Below are 18,919 nucleotides of genomic sequence, written 5' to 3' on the forward strand. Positions count from 1 at the left end.
CTTTCGGTGCGGGGACGGCGGTAGTTTTATGCCATGAAATCCCGCATGGAAAGTACGGTCAGCGTGCCCGGAGATCCGGCGGCAAACGCTTCGCTGCCGGCTTCGCAGCGGCGCCGGAATTCAACGGTCACCGGCAGGCCGGGAATCAGGTCGAAGAAGTTATCGCTGAAGATGCCTTCCTCGGAGGCCTGCAGACATACCTGTCTCGCCAAGGCGTCCGTCTCCACCGTGAAGCGGTTTCCGCCGCTGCCCGGAACTTCCTTGACGGCAATCGTTGCCTGAGGTAAATCAATGCTTCGGGACGATACGAAATAGAAATATTTATGATCGAGCACCGAGCCGCCCCGCGTGATGCTCGCGAGCAGGACAACGCCTTGTGGATCATGGCCGTTCAAGAGTTCTCCCGCCTCCGCCGAATAAACGATCCGCGCTTCGTCGGCAGACACATTTACGGTATGCTCGCTCTCCGCGAGCAGCCGCCCGCCGAAATCGTACAATGCCAGACGCAGGGTAGCTTCGAGCGGATTCCGCATGTCGGACACGAGATGGAAGTCCACCCGGTCCGAATCCGTCTCCCCGCCGGGCCGAACGACGGACAGCATGACTTCGCCGAAGCTGCGCCGTACCGTATACTGCAGCGCCTTCCAGCGCCCGTAGTAGTCCATCCCCGCCCAGGAGGCGACCGGCCAACAGTCGTTCATCTGCCAGTACAGCGTCCCCATGCAGAACGGTTTGTTCCGGCGGTGAGCCTCAATTGCCGTTTGGATCGCCTCCGCCTGCAGCACCTGGCTCATATACAGGAACGCTTTGAAATCACGGGGCTGCGGCAAATACTGCTCCATGTATTCCTTAATGATCTGATTGCCCCTGCCGTTTTTCTGGTGGGCAAGCATCACGTCCGACTCCAGTTCAAGCTGCTCCTCCGTCGCATATTTCAGCACCGAGGACAGCTCGGGGAACGATTGGAATCCGTATTCGCTCATGAATCGTCCGACTCTCTCGTTATAATTGGAGAACGGTTCGACCGCATGCCATACGCCCCAGTAATGCACGTCCCCTTCCCCCGTCACCTTGGTCGCGTGCTGGCTTACGTCGCCGGTCAGCTCCCGCAAAGGCGAGGACGGCCAGTATGCGACGCCTCCGCCGAGCCGTTCCACAGCCTCGGGCAGCAACTTATGGAAGACTTCCTCATAATCGTTCCAAATGGTCTCCCGCTGCTCCGGCGTAAAGTCCTTCTTCCAGCCCCAGCCGCCGTCCTCGTCGTAATGCGCCCAGGCCGAGTCCATCTCGTTGTTTCCGCACCATAAAGCAAGGCAAGGATGATTCCGCAAACGCTTGATGTTGTATTCCGCTTCTGAGGCAACATTTTGCAGGAATGCTTGATCGCCGGGATACATACTGCAGGCAAACATGAAATCCTGCCAAACCAATAGCCCGTATTCGTCGCACAGCTCGTAAAAAATATCCTCTTCGTAAAAGCCGCCGCCCCAGACGCGCAGCATGTTCATATTCGATTCGGCGGCCGACGCTATCTCGTGGCGGTAGCGCTCGAACGTCACTTCGGGAATGAAGCTGTCGTTCGGAATATGGTTCGCACCCTTGGCGAATACCGGCACGCCGTTCAGTTCGAAGCGGAACGATGCCCCTGCCGCGTCCTTTTCGCGAATCAGCCGGATCCGGCGCAGGCCGGTCTTCACCTTGCGTTCATCGATCTTTCCGCCGTCTTCGCCGGTCAGGCAGGCGCCAAATTCGTATAGCGCCGGCTCGCCGAGCCCCCGGCACCACCAAAGCCGTGGCTGTACGATCTCCAGCGGGAACTCGACCGTCTGCCGCCCCGGTTCCAGGGCCACCTCTTGTTCCCAGGTCATGCCGTCCGCGGAAACGGCCAATCTCCCCTCCCAGGCCTCGTCGGCTTCGATCTCCGCCATGACGGTAAGCTTCGCGGCTTCCCCGCTTATCTCGTCCTGCCGGATGAACAGGTCGGTCAGCCGGGGGCCGGACCGGAAGACCAGTCGGGCTTCGCGCCAAATTCCGCTCGTCACAAAGCGCGGCCCCCAATCCCAGCCGTAATGATATGGGGCTTTGCGCGCAAATACGCTGACTCTGCGATCTCCCAGCCCCCCCAGCTCCGACTGGTCATTGGCCGCGGGCAGACTGTATCCCAGCTTCTCCAGCTTGGGCAAATCCTCGGCGATCGGCGAGCGGAACCGAACGGTTATATTATTGCTTCCCGGACGGAGCCGGTCCTTCACTTCGACGCTCCAGGAGCGGAACATATTGTCCGCGGACAGAACATGCGCTTCATTGACATAGACATCCGCATAAGTATCCAACCCGTCAAATACCAATTCGATATGCCGGCAATGATTCCAATTTTCCGGAAGCTCAAACTGCGTGCGGTATTCCCAATCCTTCTTGTCGATCCACTGCAAATCATGCTCATTCGTTCCGTAGAACGGGTCCTCGATGATACCGTGCCGCAGCAAATCCGTATGCACCGTCCCGGGAACTTTCGCCGCCAGCCATTTTGTTTCGTCCGTTGCTTTGAAACTCCACTGGTCCAGTGCTTGTCGTTGAACGCTCATCTTGTCGCAAACCTCCATCATCTGTATCAAGGGTGTGGTGTTATCTCTCATTATCCCCGATTCTATTTAAAATTCAATAGATTTGTTAGTTATTTGTTAGATTAAAAGTAGAACAAACGTCCTGTACTCTATCCCTGTTTTGTAAGATATTATGAAAATATTGCAAAGAAATAAGCCAATTCAAGACAATAAAAAATAACTCAGCGCATTTTATTAGCCTAACAACTGATATACAATTTACTTGTAAGCGCTATCAAATATGATAAACGAGGGGCGATGAAAAGCATGAAGAAAAAGAGTGTGATGCTCACCTTCCTGATGGTATTCGCATTATCCGCCATTCTGGCGGCCTGCGGCGGAAACAACGGCAACAACACCGCAAATTCCGGAAATTCCGGGAACTCGGGTACGACCAATTCCACGGAGCAAAATTCCGGCGGAGACGGCGGCGAGGCATCCGGCAACGAGCTGAGCGGAAAGGTTACTTTCCTGACGAACCGCACGGACATGATCGGCAAAGAATACGACGAGTACGTCAAACGGTTTAATGAGAAATATCCCAATATCAAAATCGAATTCGAAGCAAGCCAAACCGACTACAACCAGCAAGCCAAAGTCCGGATGGCCAGCGGTGAACTGCCGGACCTGATGTTTATTCCGGACATTCCGAATTCCGATCTTCCGAAATATTTTGCTCCGCTCGATGATTTGCAATTGAGCAGCGGACTTACCTTTAAAGATTTCAAATCCTATGACGGCAAGCTGTACGGTATCACCACCGGGAACTCCACCTCCGGGATCGTATACAACAAAAAGGCGTTTGCCGACGCAGGAATTACGGAGATACCGAAAACTTGGGACGAATTCCTCGCCGCCTGCGAGAAGCTGAAGCAAAACGGCGTGATTCCGCTGTCCTCCAACTTCAAGGACAAATGGCCGCTGGGCAGCTGGGTGTATGATCTGCCAAGAGTCATCGAGAACAATAAAGACTTCCCGAACGAAATCATCAACACGGAAACTCCGTTTACGATGGACAACGGGTACGGCAAAGCGATGTCCCTGATTAAAGAACTAGCCGATAAAGGCTATTTGGAGAAAGATATCAACTCGACCAACTGGGAGCAATCCAAAAAGGATATCGCGAACGGTAAAATGGCCATGTATTTCCTCGGCAACTGGGTTATCAACCAGGTGATCGGCGTCGGCGCGGAGTCCGACAACATCGGCTTCTTCCCGCTTCCGTTTGATAATTCCGGCGACAGCAGAGCGGCATTTAACCCCGACTTCTTCTATGCCGTCAACAAAGACAGCAAGAACCTGGAAGCAACCAAAGCATTCCTGACCTGGATGCTTGAAGATTCCGGCTACGAGGATTTCGCCGGATTCATCTCTCCGCTGGAAGGCCGCGAATCCAAGCTTTCGCAATTGGCCGAATTCCAAGCGACCGGCGTAGAGCTGCAAGAAGGTATGCCGGATGATCCGAAGGTCATCGAAATCCGCAACAAAGCGCAAATCGATTTGCCGGCCATCGCACAGGAATTCGTGCTCGCGAAAGACCCGCAGGCTGTGCTCGACAAATGGAACAAAGCCTGGGCCAAAGCGAAACAGGAACTCGGCTATTAATTTTTCAACTTTGGCAAAATGGGTTATCGGCTCGCGATAATCCATTTTGCTTTCAATCTCTCGAAATTTATCTGACCGCGGAAAGAAGGGATCTAAGGAATGTTCGGAACTATGTCATACAAGACGCAGAAAAAGCTCATCATCTTCACATTCCTGCTCATACCTGTGGGCCTGCTGCTGCTCTTCACCTACTATCCGGCCGCCAAGCTTGTCTTCTACAGCTTCACCGATTGGGACGGATACAGCCCGGAGAAGCCTTGGGTCGGGCTGAATAACTATAAAGAAGTATTTTCAAACCCTGATATTTTCGGTGTTTTTACGCATAACTTTGCCTATTTCGTCATGGGGCTGATCCAGAACGCCGTCGCGATTTATTTCGCCGTGATTCTGAACAGCAAGCTGCGCGGCAGAAACGGCTTCAGACTGCTGCTGTTCCTTCCGTATATTATGAACGGCGTCGCCGTCGCATTTATGTTCGGCTATGTGTTCGACACCACCCAGGGTTCGCTGAACCTGTTCCTGCAAAGTATCGGACTGACCAAGCTCGGCGAGACCAGCTGGCTGGGGACTCCCGGTCTGGTCAACTATTCGCTCGCTTCCACGGGCCTGTGGCGGTTTATGGGCTATAACATGGTTATTTATATCGCTTCCCTGCAGGCGATCCCGAGGGATATTTACGAGGCGGCCAAGATCGACGGCGCCAACGCCTGGCAGACCTTCTGGCGCATCACACTGCCCAATATGAAGCCGGTAATTCAGCTCAACTTGTTCCTGACCGTTACGGGTGCACTGGAAGTGTTCGATCTGCCGTTTGTTCTGACCAAAGGCGGACCGGCCGGTGCGAGCCAAACATACGTACAGCGGGTCGTAGATACCGCTTTCGCATACAGCGACTACGGTCTGGCCTCCGCGATGAGCATTGTCCTGCTGTTCTTCGTCGCCGCGGTCGTAGGACTTCAGCAATTTGTGCTTAGTAGAGGGGGAAGCGGCAAATGAACGCGAAAAAATTTAACGTATTCGACGCCTTAAAGTATCTCACTTTGCTGATCGGCGTATTCGTTGTACTCTTCCCTCCCTATGTGGTGATCGTCAACTCCTTTAAGGCGGACGAAGAATTCAACACCGCCAGTACGATGGCGCTGCCCAAAAGCTTTTTCAATTTTGAAAATTTCCGCGTTGTCTTTGAACGAGGCGGCCTTCTGAGCGGGTTTGCCAACACACTGGTCATCATCTGCGTGGCCCTGGTGTTCAATATCCTGTTCGGCACCATGGTCGCCTATGTGCTGGGCAGATTCGAATTCAAGCTGAAAAAACCGGTCTTCGGTCTCTATTTATTCGCTACGGTCATTCCGTCGATCACGACTCAGGTTGCCACCTTCGGCATCATCAAATCTCTCGGTCTGTACAATACGCTGGGGGCGCCCATCATTTTGTATATCGGTGCCGATGTAATCCAGATCATTCTCTACCTGCAATTTATCCGCAACATTCCATTCGACCTGGATGAAAACGCGATGGTAGAGGGAGCTTCCCTGTTCCGCATTTACCGGTCGGTTATTTTTCCGCTTTTGACGCCGGCAACGTCAACGTTGATCATTTTGAAAACCATCAGCATCTATAATGACATGTATACGCCTTATCTCTACATGCCGAAGCAGAGCCTGGGCGTCGTAACTACCGTTCTGATGCGCTTTCAGGGGGTCAATATCGCCAACTGGAATCTAATCAGCGCCGCGATTCTCCTAATCTTGCTGCCGACCGTCGTTCTATACATTTTCCTTCAGAAATATATCTTTGAAGGCGTCGCAAGCGGTGCGGTAAAATAGGAAGCATCTCCCGGGGAAGGACGAGGGTTTCCTTGATCAAACGGATTCTATATTTCTTTCGCAAATCGTGGACATTATTCGCCAATTTGTCCATGCAAAAAAAGTTGGTCATCATTTTCATATTTTTGATCACGCTGCCGATCACCTATGTCAGTTATTCGTCCTATCGCGCCAACTCCAATTCCGTGCTCTCCAGCACCACCGCTTCGGCCGGCCTCATGGCTGACAACGCAATGGACAAAGTGGACCAGTACATCGCCGACCTCAAGCGGTATACGATTCTTCCCCTTTATAACAAGGATGTCCAGAAATTTCTGGATCAGCAGGGAACCGATTGGGATAAGAATGCGGCGATCAATATGTTTCTGATGTATCTGGCGAATACGAAAGAAGAAATTTCCGCGGTATATATGACCGATCATTACGGCACGATTTTTTATTATAACAAACCCGAACTCAACGAATTGTATCCCTATGAGAGACTTGGCGAGTGGCAGGAGCAAACCCGGAAAGCCGGGGTCGCTCCGGTGCTTGAAGGCACGCATCCGGTCCGCGCCAACGGATTAGAGCAGCGCCAGGTATTTACTGTGATGCGCTCCATCCAATCGATCAGTACGCTCCAGGATATCGGGATGATCGTCATCGATGTGGATATACGGTTGTTCGACGGTATCATTCAGCCGTTGAACACCGTCACCCATGGAGACACCCTGATCGTCGACGAGCACGGGAAGGTGGTCTTTAACAACGATCCGGAGCAGTTGGGCAAGGATTTGACCGGCAGCCCTCTGTTGACGGGAGCCTCGAACGGGCTCCGAGGCAACTTCCGGCTGAATATCGGCGGAGAGCCTTATATCGCGGTATACTCCGTCTCGGAAAATACGGGCTGGAAGACGCTGGTCACGATTCCGCTGAAGGAATTGCTCGCCCCGATGAAGCAGTCCCGCGACGCGATGATGATCATGACGCTGTCCATCCTCGCCTTCGCCCTGCTGGTCGCCATCATCATTTCATATGCGCTGACCAAGCCGCTGAAACGGACCGTCCAGCTGATGAAGCAAGTGCAGCGCGGCAAGCTGGACGTTCAGGTAAGCGTCAAATACAACGATGAAATCGGGATGCTCGGCAGCCATTTTAACCGGATGATCGGGCGCATCCAAGACCTCCTCCAAGAGGTCTACGAAACGGAAAAAAGCAAGCAAAAGGCGGATATGCTGGCCCTGCAAAACCAGATCAATCCGCATTTCATATACAACACGCTGGAATCGATCCGCATGCTGGCCGAGCTGAACGATGACGACCGCGTAGCGGAGCTTACGTATCTGCTCGGGCTTCTGCTGCGGTACAGCATTACCCGCAGCGACGAGATCGTCACGGTGGAGCGGGAACTCGCGCATGTGGAGAACTATTTGCAGCTCCTGCAAATCCGCTTCCCCGGCAAAATCGGTTACCGCATTCTCGTTCCGGAAACCTATTATCCGCTGCCGATTATCAAGCTAATATTTCAGCCGATTGTGGAAAATGCCATTTTCCACGGGCTGGAGAAGCAGACGGAGTCGGGGAATATCACTATCGAAGCCTGGAATGAGCGGGATGACGTCATCTTTTCCATTCATGACAACGGAGTCGGAATGGATGAAGAAACACTGGCTTCGCTGAATATGAGCCTGAAAGACGGCAAGACGGATAAATTCGGCATCGGCTTGCGAAATGTGAACGAGCGGGTACGGCTGCATTACGGGGAAAACTCCGGCCTGACGGTGGGCAGCGAACCCGGAGAAGGAACGACGGTTGTTTTGCGGATTTCCGGGCTTTATAAAGGAGATGATCAACAATAGCGCCGCATCGCCGGCGCGAGGATTATACCGAGGTCAGTGTTAGGGGGGAAAGATCATGCTGCGAATCGCCATTGTCGATGATGAAACCACGATACGCGAAGGGTTGGCGAAGATGATCGGCAAGGAAAGTGACCGCTTCTTCATCGCCGGCACTTTCGCCAACGGACAAGAAGCTCTCGACTTTATAGACACTTCGGAAATCGATGTTGTCGTTACCGATATCCGGATGCCTTTAGTCGACGGGCTGGAGTTGATCGGAGAGTTGAAACGGCGCAGGCCGGACATCCGCTGCATCATCATGAGTGGGTTTACCGATTTCGAATATGCCCGGCAGGCGCTCAGGTATTCCGCGGTCGATTATTTGCTGAAGCCGATCAATAAAAAGCAGCTTTTCAGCCTGCTGCATGATCTGGAGCAGGAAAGGGAAGCCAGTCTGGGGAAAAGGCGGCAGCTTCGTTCCGGGCTGCTCGTATCTTACTTAAAAAGCGAACCCTCCCTTTGCCCCAAGCTGCCCGAGCTGACTTTACCGTTGCCTTGCTTTGCGGTCATGGTGCTGAAAGGAAGCGATACGGAGGCGCTGCGGTCCAGCGTCGGCCTGCTTCACCGGCAGCCCGACAACCGGTTCGACACCGTGGATACGGGCGATACGGGCATTGTGCTGGTTTGCTATTACGAGAATCCGCCGGAGCCCGGAGATATAGCGGCGCTCGCCGACCGCCTGCGGCAATTCCCTCATCCCGGCATCGTTCAGGTCGGCGCAAGCCCGGGATACGGCGATCCCGCTTCGCTTAGCCGGGCCTACGCCGAGGCGAAACGGGCTTGCGATCGCGGTATGTACGGTTCCGAATCCTGGAGCTGCCATATCTATAACCGCGAGGACTTCGGGCAAGAACCGCAGGTCGTCGAGCTATTCTCCGGCGCCCGGGAAGGGCTGATTCAGCCGATGCAGGTACTGAACCTGCAGCAGTCGTCACACCGTCTGGAACTGCTGTTTGACGAGCTGCGTCAAGTCCGGGCTTCCCGCGAGTCCCTGCTTCTCTTATGCCGACTGGTCATGGAAGCCCCCGGGGCCGAGCTTCCGGAATGGGGCAAAATCTTTGACTCCGCGTATATGAAACAGATGGAAGAGGAGCTTGCGGCCTGTCTGACATTCGACGAGCTGAAAGACCGGTTTCTGGACGAGTTCTCCAAGGCGCTGCAGCAAATCCGTTCCGCCCGGCTCGGTCAAGGTGGCAAATCGGTGGAGATCGTCAAAAAGTGGATTGCCGAGCATTACGACCAGCCCGCCGAGCTGGTTCACTTGGCCAGCATGGTATATTTGACCCCAAGTTACCTGAGCAAATTGTTCAAGCATGAAACCGGTATGACGATCACCGATTATATGATCGAAATCCGCATCAAGCGGGCCAAGCAGCTCTTGACGCATTCCAACGAAATGAAGATCCATGAAGTGGGCAGCGAGGTCGGATACCCCGATCCCGCTTATTTCAACAAGCTGTTCAAGCGGGTCGTCGGCATCACGCCGAACGAATACAAGAAGATCAGCCAGTCTTCTTAGCTGTAATCCGGAAAGATGCGAACTGATGACCGACGAAACCCGACAGCACGGATACCCATACCACAAAAGCTATAATGACCATGACCTTCGGAATGACGACCAGAAAGGGCAAGCCTATCGCTTGCGATAACTGATAAGTGCTGGTCGTATACATAGCCAGCGGAAACGACATCCCCCATAGCTGGGGATCATAGGTCAGCGGATAATGGTGATAGACGTACCTCCAAATCGTGAGGATAAAGAGCAGCGGAATCCACCAAGTGCCCGTGATCCAGAAAAACAAGGTAAAACCCTTTAAAAAAGGCATGATCTCCTGCAGAAACGGCCATTCCTCCGCATGCAGCATCAACGTCGAGCCCGCCAGCGTGGTGATCGCCACCGCTCCCATATTGATCCAATAAGGCGGAGTCATGGCCGAAAATTTCAGTTTCAAAAAGGTAAACCGGTAGAAGATGAGCGTGATGATATTTAAGTAGAGCATACAGCCCAACAAGTACATGCATAAGGTGAAAAACAGAACGACTTCCCGTCCGGATCCGATCTCGGGAGACACCAATGTGCCCAGCGTGGACACGGATTGAGTCGCCACCGCCGCGATCAGCCAAGCCCCGTTGATGCCCTCAACCAATGAGGGCTTTTCTTTTCTTACGGTCACGGCCGTAAAGAAAGTGTACATAATCAATACCCACAGCAAAATGCCGATGCCCCATAACCCCGTAGCTATAGCCGGCTTATGGCCCACAACGACCCATTGGCTGCCATACACGCAGGTTCCCGCGGTAAAGGTAAAAAAGCCGGGACCCAAGGTATGGCTGGTCAGGTCCTCCATCACCCTCCTGAAATATTTGACGAGGCGAACGATCGTCAAAATCCAGAGCACCACATAAATCCCTGTGTTAATATACAGCAACAGCAGCGGAATGACCGGAATCCCCAGCAGGTACATTCCGATGGATAGCGCCCCCGTAGCCATAACCATCGAGAAGTATCCGGGAAACAAATGCTTGATTTTCTCCTGCAAAATGTCGAACATAGTCTCATCTCCATTATAGGCTGCTTGAATTTCAGTTTTGGAACATCATTAACCGTAAATTCAACTTATCACAATTTAAGATGTCGATATTGTGACGCCGCTAACCCCCGATCAAAGATATTCCCCGGTATAACAAAACATAGTATGATGTTGCTGAAAACTTAAAACGCAGTTGTCTTCCTTTTTGAAAGGGGTTACAAGATGAAAAAGCTGTGGATCGTCTATCTGCTGCTGATCGGCTGTTTTCTTATTTATGTCCTGGATTACCGGTCGGAAACCCAATTAAACGAGCAGTGGAATACCGGGGGCTTGCGCGGCGAAATCGGCGAAAAATATGTCATGGTTACTTTCCAGATGGGGATCGATTATTGGAAAAGCAGTCTGAAAGGCTTCGAGGATGCCGCTCAGGCGCTGAACGTTTCCGTCGAATACCGGGGCGGCACGCAGCGCGATATCAATGAGCAGATTACGGTGCTGGAACAGGTGATCGCCAAAAAACCTGCCGGGATCGCGATCTCAGCGCTTCATCCGCTCGATCTGAACGCCACGATCGACAAGGCGGTGGAGGCCGGAATCCCGATCGTGCTGTTCGATTCCGACGCGCCCGCCAGCAAAGCCTACTCGTTTCTCGGAACGGACAATTACAACGCCGGGGTTAAGGCGGCGCGCCATATGGCCGAATTGACCGGCGAACACGGACAGATTGCGGTCGTAACCACCCCGTACCAACAGAATCATCAAGAGCGGACCGACGGCTTTCTGGAGACAATCCGGCTGGATTATCCCGAGATGAAGGTCGTTACCGTCAAGAACGGCAAAGGCGATCAAGTAGTCTCCAAGCAATCGACGGAAGAGATTTTGGCCGACTACCCCGGCATCGCCGGTATTTTTGCGACCGAAGCGAACGGCGGCATCGGCGTGGCGGAAGCGGTGCGGGAAAACAAAGACGGCGCCCGCCCGAAAATCATCAGCTTCGACACCGACAAGGGCACGCTCGATCTCGTCAAAAGCGGCGATATTTCCGCGACCATGGCCCAGGGCACCTGGAATATGGGATACTGGTCGCTTCAGTATTTGTTTGCGCTCCAGCATAACCCGAATACGGCGCAAATCCCCGGCTCCTCCCCGATTCCGCGCCGGGCCGATACGGGAATCACCGTCGTGACGGCAAGCAATGTGGATGATTATTATGCCAAATAAAAGAGTTACGGGACTGGCGCGAATGTCGCTCAACAATTTGCCGATCCGCTACAAGCTGATTATTCATTTCTTGCTCATCAGCATTCTTCCTTCGATCGGCCTCGGATTTCTCATCAATTGGACGGTGGACCGGGTCATTGAACGCCAGGTTACGGACAATACCCTGCAATTGATCGGCAAGGTCAACGAATCGTTGGAGACCTATGTCGAGAATTTGCAGAATATCACCTATTTTATTTCGTTCAACCCGGATGTGGAGGATTTCTTGGCCGGCGAGGGCAAAGCCCCTGCCGAGCCGGATAACGAGAGCGGGCTGGACCACTACGAAATCCGCAAATTTTTGCAAGGCTTTACGACCCTCCATTCGGAAGTCGCCGGCATTCTTGTGGTGAATCATCGCGGGGAATATATCAGCAATGAAATGTACGCCCGTACTTCGCGAAATCTGACCCAGGAAAGCTGGTATCAAGAAGCGGTCCGCAACAAAGGTATCTTCAAAATCGTCGGCCATCCGTCCCGGCGCAATGTCACGACGCATGTCAGTTACAAGGACAGCGAGGTGGTATCCGTCGTGCGGGCGATTCTCGACCCCGATACCGGACAGGCGCAAGGCGCCGTGCTGATCGATCTTAAATTGCGAGTGATCGCCGAAAAGGCCCAGGATGTCAGACTGGGCAAGACAGGCTACCTGACGATTCTGGACGACAGCGGCGAACAAATCTACGCCCCGCCCGAGCCGTACATTGAGCGGATTCCGCCGGACTGGCTGGACCGGGACGCCGCCGGAACGTTTTCCCGTAAGGCGGACGGACGGGATCTGCAGTTCATTTACCGGAAGTCGCCGTTTACCGGCTGGACGACCGTCGGCGTCTTTTCGATGGCGGAGTCGGCGGCCGAAATGCGGGAAATTCGTTTTTTCGTCGTCAGTTTCGTGTTCATCGTCTGCCTTCTTGGCATGACCGCGTCCTTCTATTTGGCGCACTCGATCTCAAGGCCGATCGGACAGTTGATGTCCTTCATGCAAAAGGCCCAGTCCGGCGATCTTACGATCCGGCACTGGGGCGACCGGGCGGATGAAATCGGCATGCTCGGCCGGCGGTTCAATGCGATGCTGCAGCAAATCAACCGGCTGATCTCGCTGACGGAGCTGCAGGAACGGCAGAAGCGCGAAGCGGAGCTGCGCAGCCTGCAAGCCCACATCAAGCCGCATTTTCTCTATAATACGCTGGATACGATCCACTGGATGGCCCGCCGGAAAGGGGCCGAGGATATCGCCGAGATGGCGGAGTCGCTCTCCAAGCTGTTCCGGATCGGACTCAGCAAGGGGAATGACATCATCCCGCTAAACGATGAAATCGAACATGTCCGCAGCTATTTGCAAATTCAGTATGTCCGTTATCAGAACAAGCTGGATTATTCGATCGAGGTCGATCCGGACATCCAAAACGTGTACGTGTTGAAGTTGATATTGCAGCCGATCGTCGAGAATGCCATCTATCATGGCATCAAGGAACGGCGCGGCCCCGGAAAGGTCGAGATTCACGCCGCTAACCGGGACGGCGATCTCGTTCTGACTATCCGCGACGACGGCAAGGGCATGACGCCGGAACGATTGGCCGCGCTGCAAAAGGCGCTGGCTGAAGCGGCAAGTCCGCGGGAAGGAGCAGCGATTCCCTTGGGGACTGAGCCTAAAGCTGAAGAAGGCAAAGGCTACGGAATGCTGAATGTACAGGCGAGGATCGAGCTGAACTTCGGAAACAGATACGGACTGACGGTGCAAAGCCGGGAAGGACAAGGCACTGTTGTGACGGTGATACATCCGATAATCCGGAACTATCCGCGAGCGATGGGAGCTGAACGATCATGAATAAAATCGAAAACCCCCGGGAGTCAAAATATAAAGTACTCATTGCCGATGATGAAGCCATTATCCGCGAGGGCATTCGCGACAGCGTGGATTGGGCCAAGCTGCGGCTTGAGGTCGCTGCTGAGGCGGAAGACGGCGAAGAAGCGCTGGAGCTGGCACTCCAGCATTCGGTGCACATTCTGCTCGTCGATTTGAACATGCCGATCCTGGACGGCATCGGCTTGATGAAGGAAATCCGCGAGCGGCTGCCCGATTGCAAAATCATCATCATTACCGGGCATGACGAGTTCGCTTATGCCCAAAAAGCGATCCGCTATCAGGTCAAGGATTATATCCTAAAGCCGGCCAATCCCGCGCAGCTCGAAAAGGTGCTTTGCCAGGTGCGGGACGAGCTTGAGTCCGAAGCGGTCCAGCAGCTCCGGCTGGAGACGGCTTCGAAGCAGATCGAGCGCAGCTACCCGCTGCTGCGCGAGCGGTTTTGCCAGGAGTGGATAGACGGCAATATGACGGAGGAGGAGATCGAGGAGCAGCTGAAGTTCCTGAAGCTGCCCTCTTCCCCTCCCTCCCTGCTCGGCGTCATCCGCCTGCGGGTGAGCGCTGCCCCCTCGGCACCGCAGCCGTTTGCGAAGGAAAGCGAGCGCCAGCTCTACCTGTTCGCGATTGAAAATATCGCCGCCGAGCTGCTCGCCCCTTTTCCGAAGATCATCTTCCGCGATCCGTTCAGCTTTATCGTCGTGCTGCTCTGGAGCCATTCGCGCGAAGCGGAATCCGGCTTTCACCGGATCGGCCCGATGGTGCGAAGCTGCCTGAAGATGGCGGTCGATTTGGAGCTGCTTGAAGGAGGCTCTGATCTGGCGGGCATCCCGGCGGTTTACCGCCAATGCAAATCCGCCGTTTTGAAAGAGACGCCGGTTTCCCCTCTGGTGCGCAGGGCCAAGGAATATATGCTGGAGCACTATTCCGATTGCGGGCTGACGCTGGAATCCATCGCCCGGGAACTGCAAACCTCCCCGGTTTATTTGAGCCGGATGATCAAACAGGAGCTGGGAATTTCATTCAACGGCTATCTGACGCAGATTCGCATCCGCAAGGCCGTCCAGCTTCTCCATGCAACGGATTGGCCGATGCACGACATCGCCGGGCGGGTCGGATACGAAACCCAGCACTATTTCAGTACCGCCTTCAAACGGGCTACCGGGGTCTCCCCCTTGCAATACCGTAAAGGCGTGTTGAGCGAGGTGGAATAATCATTTGGACCGTTTGTCCTGCATCCCGAAGGTGCACAAGCGGTCTTTTTTTGCATTCGTAACATTTTGGAAGCGCGCTGTGAAAGGTTTGATTTTTATAAAAAGAGTAAAACCATTCTAAATACGCCCCGGCAGGTCCGCTGGTATACTCGGTCTTGCAGGAAATGAAAACGCATTCAATTAATGCGGATATCTATCTAACGGGGGGCTGAGTGCAATGAAAAAATTTGCGGCAATGCTGCTGGCCGGCGCGCTGCTGATCGCTTTGACCGCTTGCGGCGGCAATGGCGGCGGAGGTTCCGCTTCAAGCGGGGAAAAAGGGACGGTCGGCATCGCGATGCCCACGAAATCATCGGAGCGCTGGGTGAACGACGGCAACAACATGGTCAAGGAATTCGAGAGCCTCGGTTACGGAACCGATCTCCAATATGGAGAAGATGTGGTCGAGAACCAGGTCTCGCAAATCGAAAACATGATCACCAAGGGCGTAAAAATTCTGGTTATCGCCTCCATCGACGGAGCGGCGCTGACCGATGTGCTGCAAAAGGCCCATGATCAGGGCATCAAGGTGATCGCTTATGACCGGCTGATCATGAACAGCGAATATGTTGATTATTACGCCACCTTCGATAACTTCAAGGTCGGCGTCCAACAGGCCTCCTACATCGAAGATAAGCTCAGACTTAAGGACGGCAAAGGCCCGTTCAACATCGAATTGTTCGGCGGTTCGCCGGATGACAACAACGCCTACTTCTTCTTCGACGGCGCCATGTCCGTGCTTAAGCCGTATATTGACTCCGGCAAGCTCGTCGTGCGCAGCAATCAGACGACGATGGAACAGGTCGCCACGCTCCGTTGGGACGGCGCGACCGCTCAAGCGCGGATGGATAATCTGCTGAGCGCGCATTACGCTACGGAAAATGTCGATGCCGTCCTGTCTCCGTATGACGGAATCAGCATCGGCATCCTCTCTTCGCTCAAAGGCGTCGGCTATGGCTCCGGCGACAAGCCGCTGCCGATCGTGACCGGGCAGGACGCGGAGCTGGCGTCGATCAAATCGATCCTTGCCGGGGAACAAACGCAAACCGTGTTCAAGGATACGCGGGAGCTGGCGAAAAAGGCGGTCGGGATGGCGAGAAGCGTTCTCGAAGGCACGGAAGCGGAAGTGAACGACACGGAAACATACGACAACGGTGTCAAAGTAGTGCCTTCCTACCTGCTGGAACCGAAATCGGTCGATAAGGACAACGTGGAAAGCCTATTGGTCGACAGCGGCTATTACACCAAGGAAGATCTCGGCCTTTAAGTGTAGATATCGGGGCAAATATAGGCGCAGGCGATGGCGGCGGTCGTACCGCCGCCGTCTCCTTTTGGCCCGAACGGGAAAGCAAGACGAAGGCTTAAAGCGTAATGAAAGGCTCGGTGATGAAATATGAGTCAGTACATTCTGGAGATGAGGGGAATTACCAAGACGTTTCCCGGCGTCAAGGCGCTCGAAAATGTGAATCTCCAAGTCAAAGAAGGCGAAATCCACGCGCTCTGCGGCGAGAACGGAGCCGGTAAATCCACGCTCATGAAAGTGCTGAGCGGGGTTTACCCTCATGGCAGCTATGAGGGCGATATTATTTTTCAAGGGCAAGTCTGCGAATTCAAGGATATCAAGCAAAGCGAGGACCTCGGAATCGTCATCATCCACCAGGAGCTGGCCTTGATCCCCTATTTGTCGATCGCGGAAAACATTTTTCTCGGCAACGAGCAGGCAAAACACGGCATCATCCATTGGCATGAAACGAGGATTAAAACGAAGGAATTGCTGCAGCGGGTCGGCCTGCGGGAATCCCCCACGACTCCGGTACTCGAGCTCGGCGTCGGCAAGCAGCAGCTGGTGGAAATCGCCAAGGCGCTGTCCAAGAGGGTCAAGCTGCTTATCCTGGACGAGCCGACTTCCGCGCTCAATGAAACCGACAGCGAAAATTTGCTCCGGCTGATCCTGGAGTTAAAGAACCAAGGCATCGCCTCGATTATCATTTCCCATAAGCTGAATGAAATTGAGAAAGTGGCCGATTCGATCACGATCCTGCGGGACGGAAAGACGATTCAAACTTTAAACATGAAAGAGGACCAGGTTACGGAAGACGTGATTATCAAAGGCATGGTCGGCCGCGATTTAACGCAGCGGTACCCGGAGCGCACGCCGAATATCGGTGAGATCATCTTTGAGGTGGAAGGCTGGGAGGTCCGGCATCCGCAGCAGGAAGACCGCAAAGTGCTGGAAGACATCAACCTTCATATCCGCCGGGGCGAGATCGTAGGCATCGCCGGACTGATGGGCGCGGGCAGAACGGAGCTGGCGATGAGCCTGTTCGGCCGCTCGTACGGCAAACACCTTAAAGGGAAGGTGATGCTGCACGGCAAGGAGGTTCACCTGACCGATATCGCCGCGGCTATCCGCCACGGGATCGCCTATGTCACCGAAGACCGCAAACAGTACGGTCTGGTGCTGATGAATGATATCAAATGGAATATTTCACTGGCGAGTCTCGGCCAGCTGTCGCGGCGGGGAGTCGTCAACGGGAAGGAAGAAGTGCTTGTCGCGGAGGACTTCCGCCGCAAGTTGAATATCAAGACCCCGAGCATTTTGCAAAAAACGGTCAATTTGAGCGGCGGCAATCAGCAGAAGGTCGTCTTGAGCAAATGGATCTACGCGCAGCCGGAAATTCTCATTCTCGACGAGCCGACGCGCGGCATCGATGTCGGGGCCAAATACGAAATTTACTCTATCGTGAATCAGTTGGCGGACGAGGGAAAAGGCATTCTGTTCATCTCTTCCGAGCTGCCCGAAATCCTTGGGATGTGCGACCGGATCTACGTGATGAGCGAAGGCCGGATCACCGGTGAAGTGAAGCGCGAGGAGGCCTCGCAAGAGGTGCTGATGAAATCTATGACACGTGGCAGGGGGTAACGAAAGATGCAAGCAGTAAGCGAGTTGTTCAGAAAAAATATCCGGCAGTACGGCATGATCATCGCTTTGGTGTTTATCACGGTTTTATTTCAAATTTTGACGGACGGCATTCTGCTCAAGCCGCTCAATATCACCAACCTGATCCTGCAAAACAGCTATATTCTCGTTCTGGCGATCGGGATGGTGCTCGTGATCATCACTGGGCATATCGATCTGTCCGTCGGCTCGATCGCCGCCTTTATCGGCGCTTTAGCCGCGATCATGATGGTGGAAATGCAAATGCCGCCTTTTCTCGCGGTCATTTTGTGTCTCTTGATCGGCGCGTTGATCGGAGCTTGGCAGGGCTTCTGGGTGGCCTATGTGAAAATCCCGGCATTTATCGTCACCCTGGCCGGCATGCTGTTATTCCGCGGCCTTACGATGATCGTGCTGGGCGGCCAGTCGATTGCGCCTTTTCCCAAATCGTTTCAAAAAATCAGCTCCGGATTTGTTCCCGACTGGTTCGGCGGCGGCAGCATCCATGTCCTGACCATCGTACTTGGCATCGTTCTCTCTCTGCTGGTCATTTGGCAGGAATGGAGAGAACGGAGTACCCAGGTCAAATACCGGTTTGAAGTCGCTCCCATTTGGATCTTTATCGCCAAGATCGCCTGTCTGGTGGCGGTCATCAACCTGCTGACCTTCGTGCTCGCCACGTATAACGGATTTCCGAACATCCTGGTCATCCTGTTCGTACTAGTCGTCATCTATTCGTTCGTGATGAACCGGATGATCGCCGGACGCCATATTTACGCGCTTGGCGGCAACGAAAAGGCCGCCCAGCTGTCCGGGGTAAAAACGAAAAGAGTCTCGTTCTGGGTATTCGTTAATATGGGCGCACTCGCCGCGCTCTCGGGCCTGATCTTCGCAGCCCGGCTGAATTCGGCCACGCCGAAGGCGGGCACAAACTTCGAGCTTGACGCGATCGCCGCTTGCTTTATCGGCGGGGCCTCGGCCTCCGGCGGGATCGGCACGGTGTTCGGCGCGATTATCGGCGGTCTCGTTATGGGCGTAATGAATAACGGCATGTCCCTTATCGGGCTCGGCGTCGACTGGCAGCAAGGAATCAAAGGATTGGTCCTTCTCCTCGCCGTCGCCTTCGACATTTACAACAAGTCCAAGACAAACTGATTCGGGGTCA

At 54.0% G+C, this 18,919-nt stretch carries 13 protein-coding genes; 11 read left to right on the forward strand and 2 right to left on the reverse strand.

All coding sequences use genetic code 11. From position 1 onward, the window contains the following. Positions 1–26: 26 nt before the first annotated feature. A complete protein-coding gene (locus V3851_RS11325) occupies positions 27–2,585 on the reverse strand; it encodes a beta-mannosidase (protein ID WP_331846634.1) in 2,559 nt (852 codons plus the stop codon). A 285-nt stretch (positions 2,586–2,870) separates the two neighbouring features. Here V3851_RS11325 and V3851_RS11330 point away from each other — a divergent pair, with 285 nt between their 5' ends. From V3851_RS11330 to V3851_RS11350, 5 genes are all read left to right on the forward strand, one after another. Further along, entirely contained in the window at positions 2,871–4,208 is a 1,338-nt protein-coding gene (locus V3851_RS11330) for an ABC transporter substrate-binding protein (protein WP_331846635.1), read from the forward strand. Positions 4,209–4,307: 99 nt separating this feature from the next. Beyond that, positions 4,308–5,204, forward strand: a complete 897-nt coding sequence (locus tag V3851_RS11335; RefSeq protein WP_331846636.1) for a carbohydrate ABC transporter permease — start codon at positions 4,308–4,310, stop codon at positions 5,202–5,204. After that, positions 5,201–6,034, forward strand: a complete 834-nt coding sequence (locus V3851_RS11340) for a carbohydrate ABC transporter permease (protein ID WP_331846637.1) — start codon at positions 5,201–5,203, stop codon at positions 6,032–6,034. Before V3851_RS11335 ends, V3851_RS11340 begins: the two co-directional genes overlap by 4 nt. Before the next feature lie 32 nt (positions 6,035–6,066). After that, positions 6,067–7,872: a cache domain-containing sensor histidine kinase gene (locus V3851_RS11345; protein ID WP_331846638.1), complete on the forward strand. Its 1,806-nt coding sequence runs from the start codon at positions 6,067–6,069 to the stop codon at positions 7,870–7,872. 55 nt (positions 7,873–7,927) lie between these two features. After that, positions 7,928–9,430 (forward strand): response regulator, encoded by a 1,503-nt coding sequence (locus V3851_RS11350; RefSeq protein ID WP_331846639.1) that lies wholly within the window; start codon positions 7,928–7,930, stop codon positions 9,428–9,430. On the opposite strand, the gene V3851_RS11355 is transcribed toward V3851_RS11350, so the two are convergent. Further along, positions 9,414–10,463, reverse strand: a complete 1,050-nt coding sequence (locus V3851_RS11355) for a tellurite resistance/C4-dicarboxylate transporter family protein (RefSeq protein WP_331846640.1) — start codon at positions 10,461–10,463, stop codon at positions 9,414–9,416. The two genes, V3851_RS11350 and V3851_RS11355, sit on opposite strands and share 17 nt — an antisense overlap. A gap of 201 nt (positions 10,464–10,664) precedes the next feature. On the opposite strand from V3851_RS11355, the gene V3851_RS11360 reads away from it, so the two are divergent. From V3851_RS11360 to mmsB, 6 genes are all read left to right on the forward strand, one after another. Then, positions 10,665–11,663, forward strand: a complete 999-nt coding sequence (locus V3851_RS11360) for a substrate-binding domain-containing protein (RefSeq protein ID WP_331846641.1) — start codon at positions 10,665–10,667, stop codon at positions 11,661–11,663. Continuing rightward, positions 11,644–13,530, forward strand: coding sequence for a cache domain-containing sensor histidine kinase (locus V3851_RS11365; protein ID WP_331846642.1), 1,887 nt, complete (start codon positions 11,644–11,646; stop codon positions 13,528–13,530). The genes V3851_RS11360 and V3851_RS11365 overlap by 20 nt, the downstream gene beginning before the upstream one ends. Next, on the forward strand, positions 13,527–14,777 hold the full coding sequence (locus V3851_RS11370; RefSeq protein ID WP_331846643.1) for a response regulator: 1,251 nt from the start codon (positions 13,527–13,529) through the stop codon (positions 14,775–14,777). Before V3851_RS11365 ends, V3851_RS11370 begins: the two co-directional genes overlap by 4 nt. A gap of 217 nt (positions 14,778–14,994) precedes the next feature. Then, positions 14,995–16,083: a multiple monosaccharide ABC transporter substrate-binding protein gene (gene chvE / locus V3851_RS11375; RefSeq protein WP_331846644.1), complete on the forward strand. Its 1,089-nt coding sequence runs from the start codon at positions 14,995–14,997 to the stop codon at positions 16,081–16,083. Between the two features lie 126 nt (positions 16,084–16,209). Beyond that, the gene (gene mmsA / locus V3851_RS11380; protein WP_331846645.1) at positions 16,210–17,739 is read left to right on the forward strand and encodes a multiple monosaccharide ABC transporter ATP-binding protein; all 1,530 of its coding nucleotides are present in this window, start codon (positions 16,210–16,212) and stop codon (positions 17,737–17,739) included. Between the two features lie 6 nt (positions 17,740–17,745). Further along, a complete protein-coding gene (mmsB, locus tag V3851_RS11385; RefSeq protein WP_331846646.1) occupies positions 17,746–18,909 on the forward strand; it encodes a multiple monosaccharide ABC transporter permease in 1,164 nt (387 codons plus the stop codon). Positions 18,910–18,919 lie beyond the last annotated feature (10 nt).

Origin of the sequence: Paenibacillus haidiansis (assembly GCF_036553665.1) — a bacterium.
In the GTDB taxonomy this organism is placed as follows: Bacteria; Bacillota; Bacilli; order Paenibacillales; family Paenibacillaceae; genus Fontibacillus; species Fontibacillus haidiansis.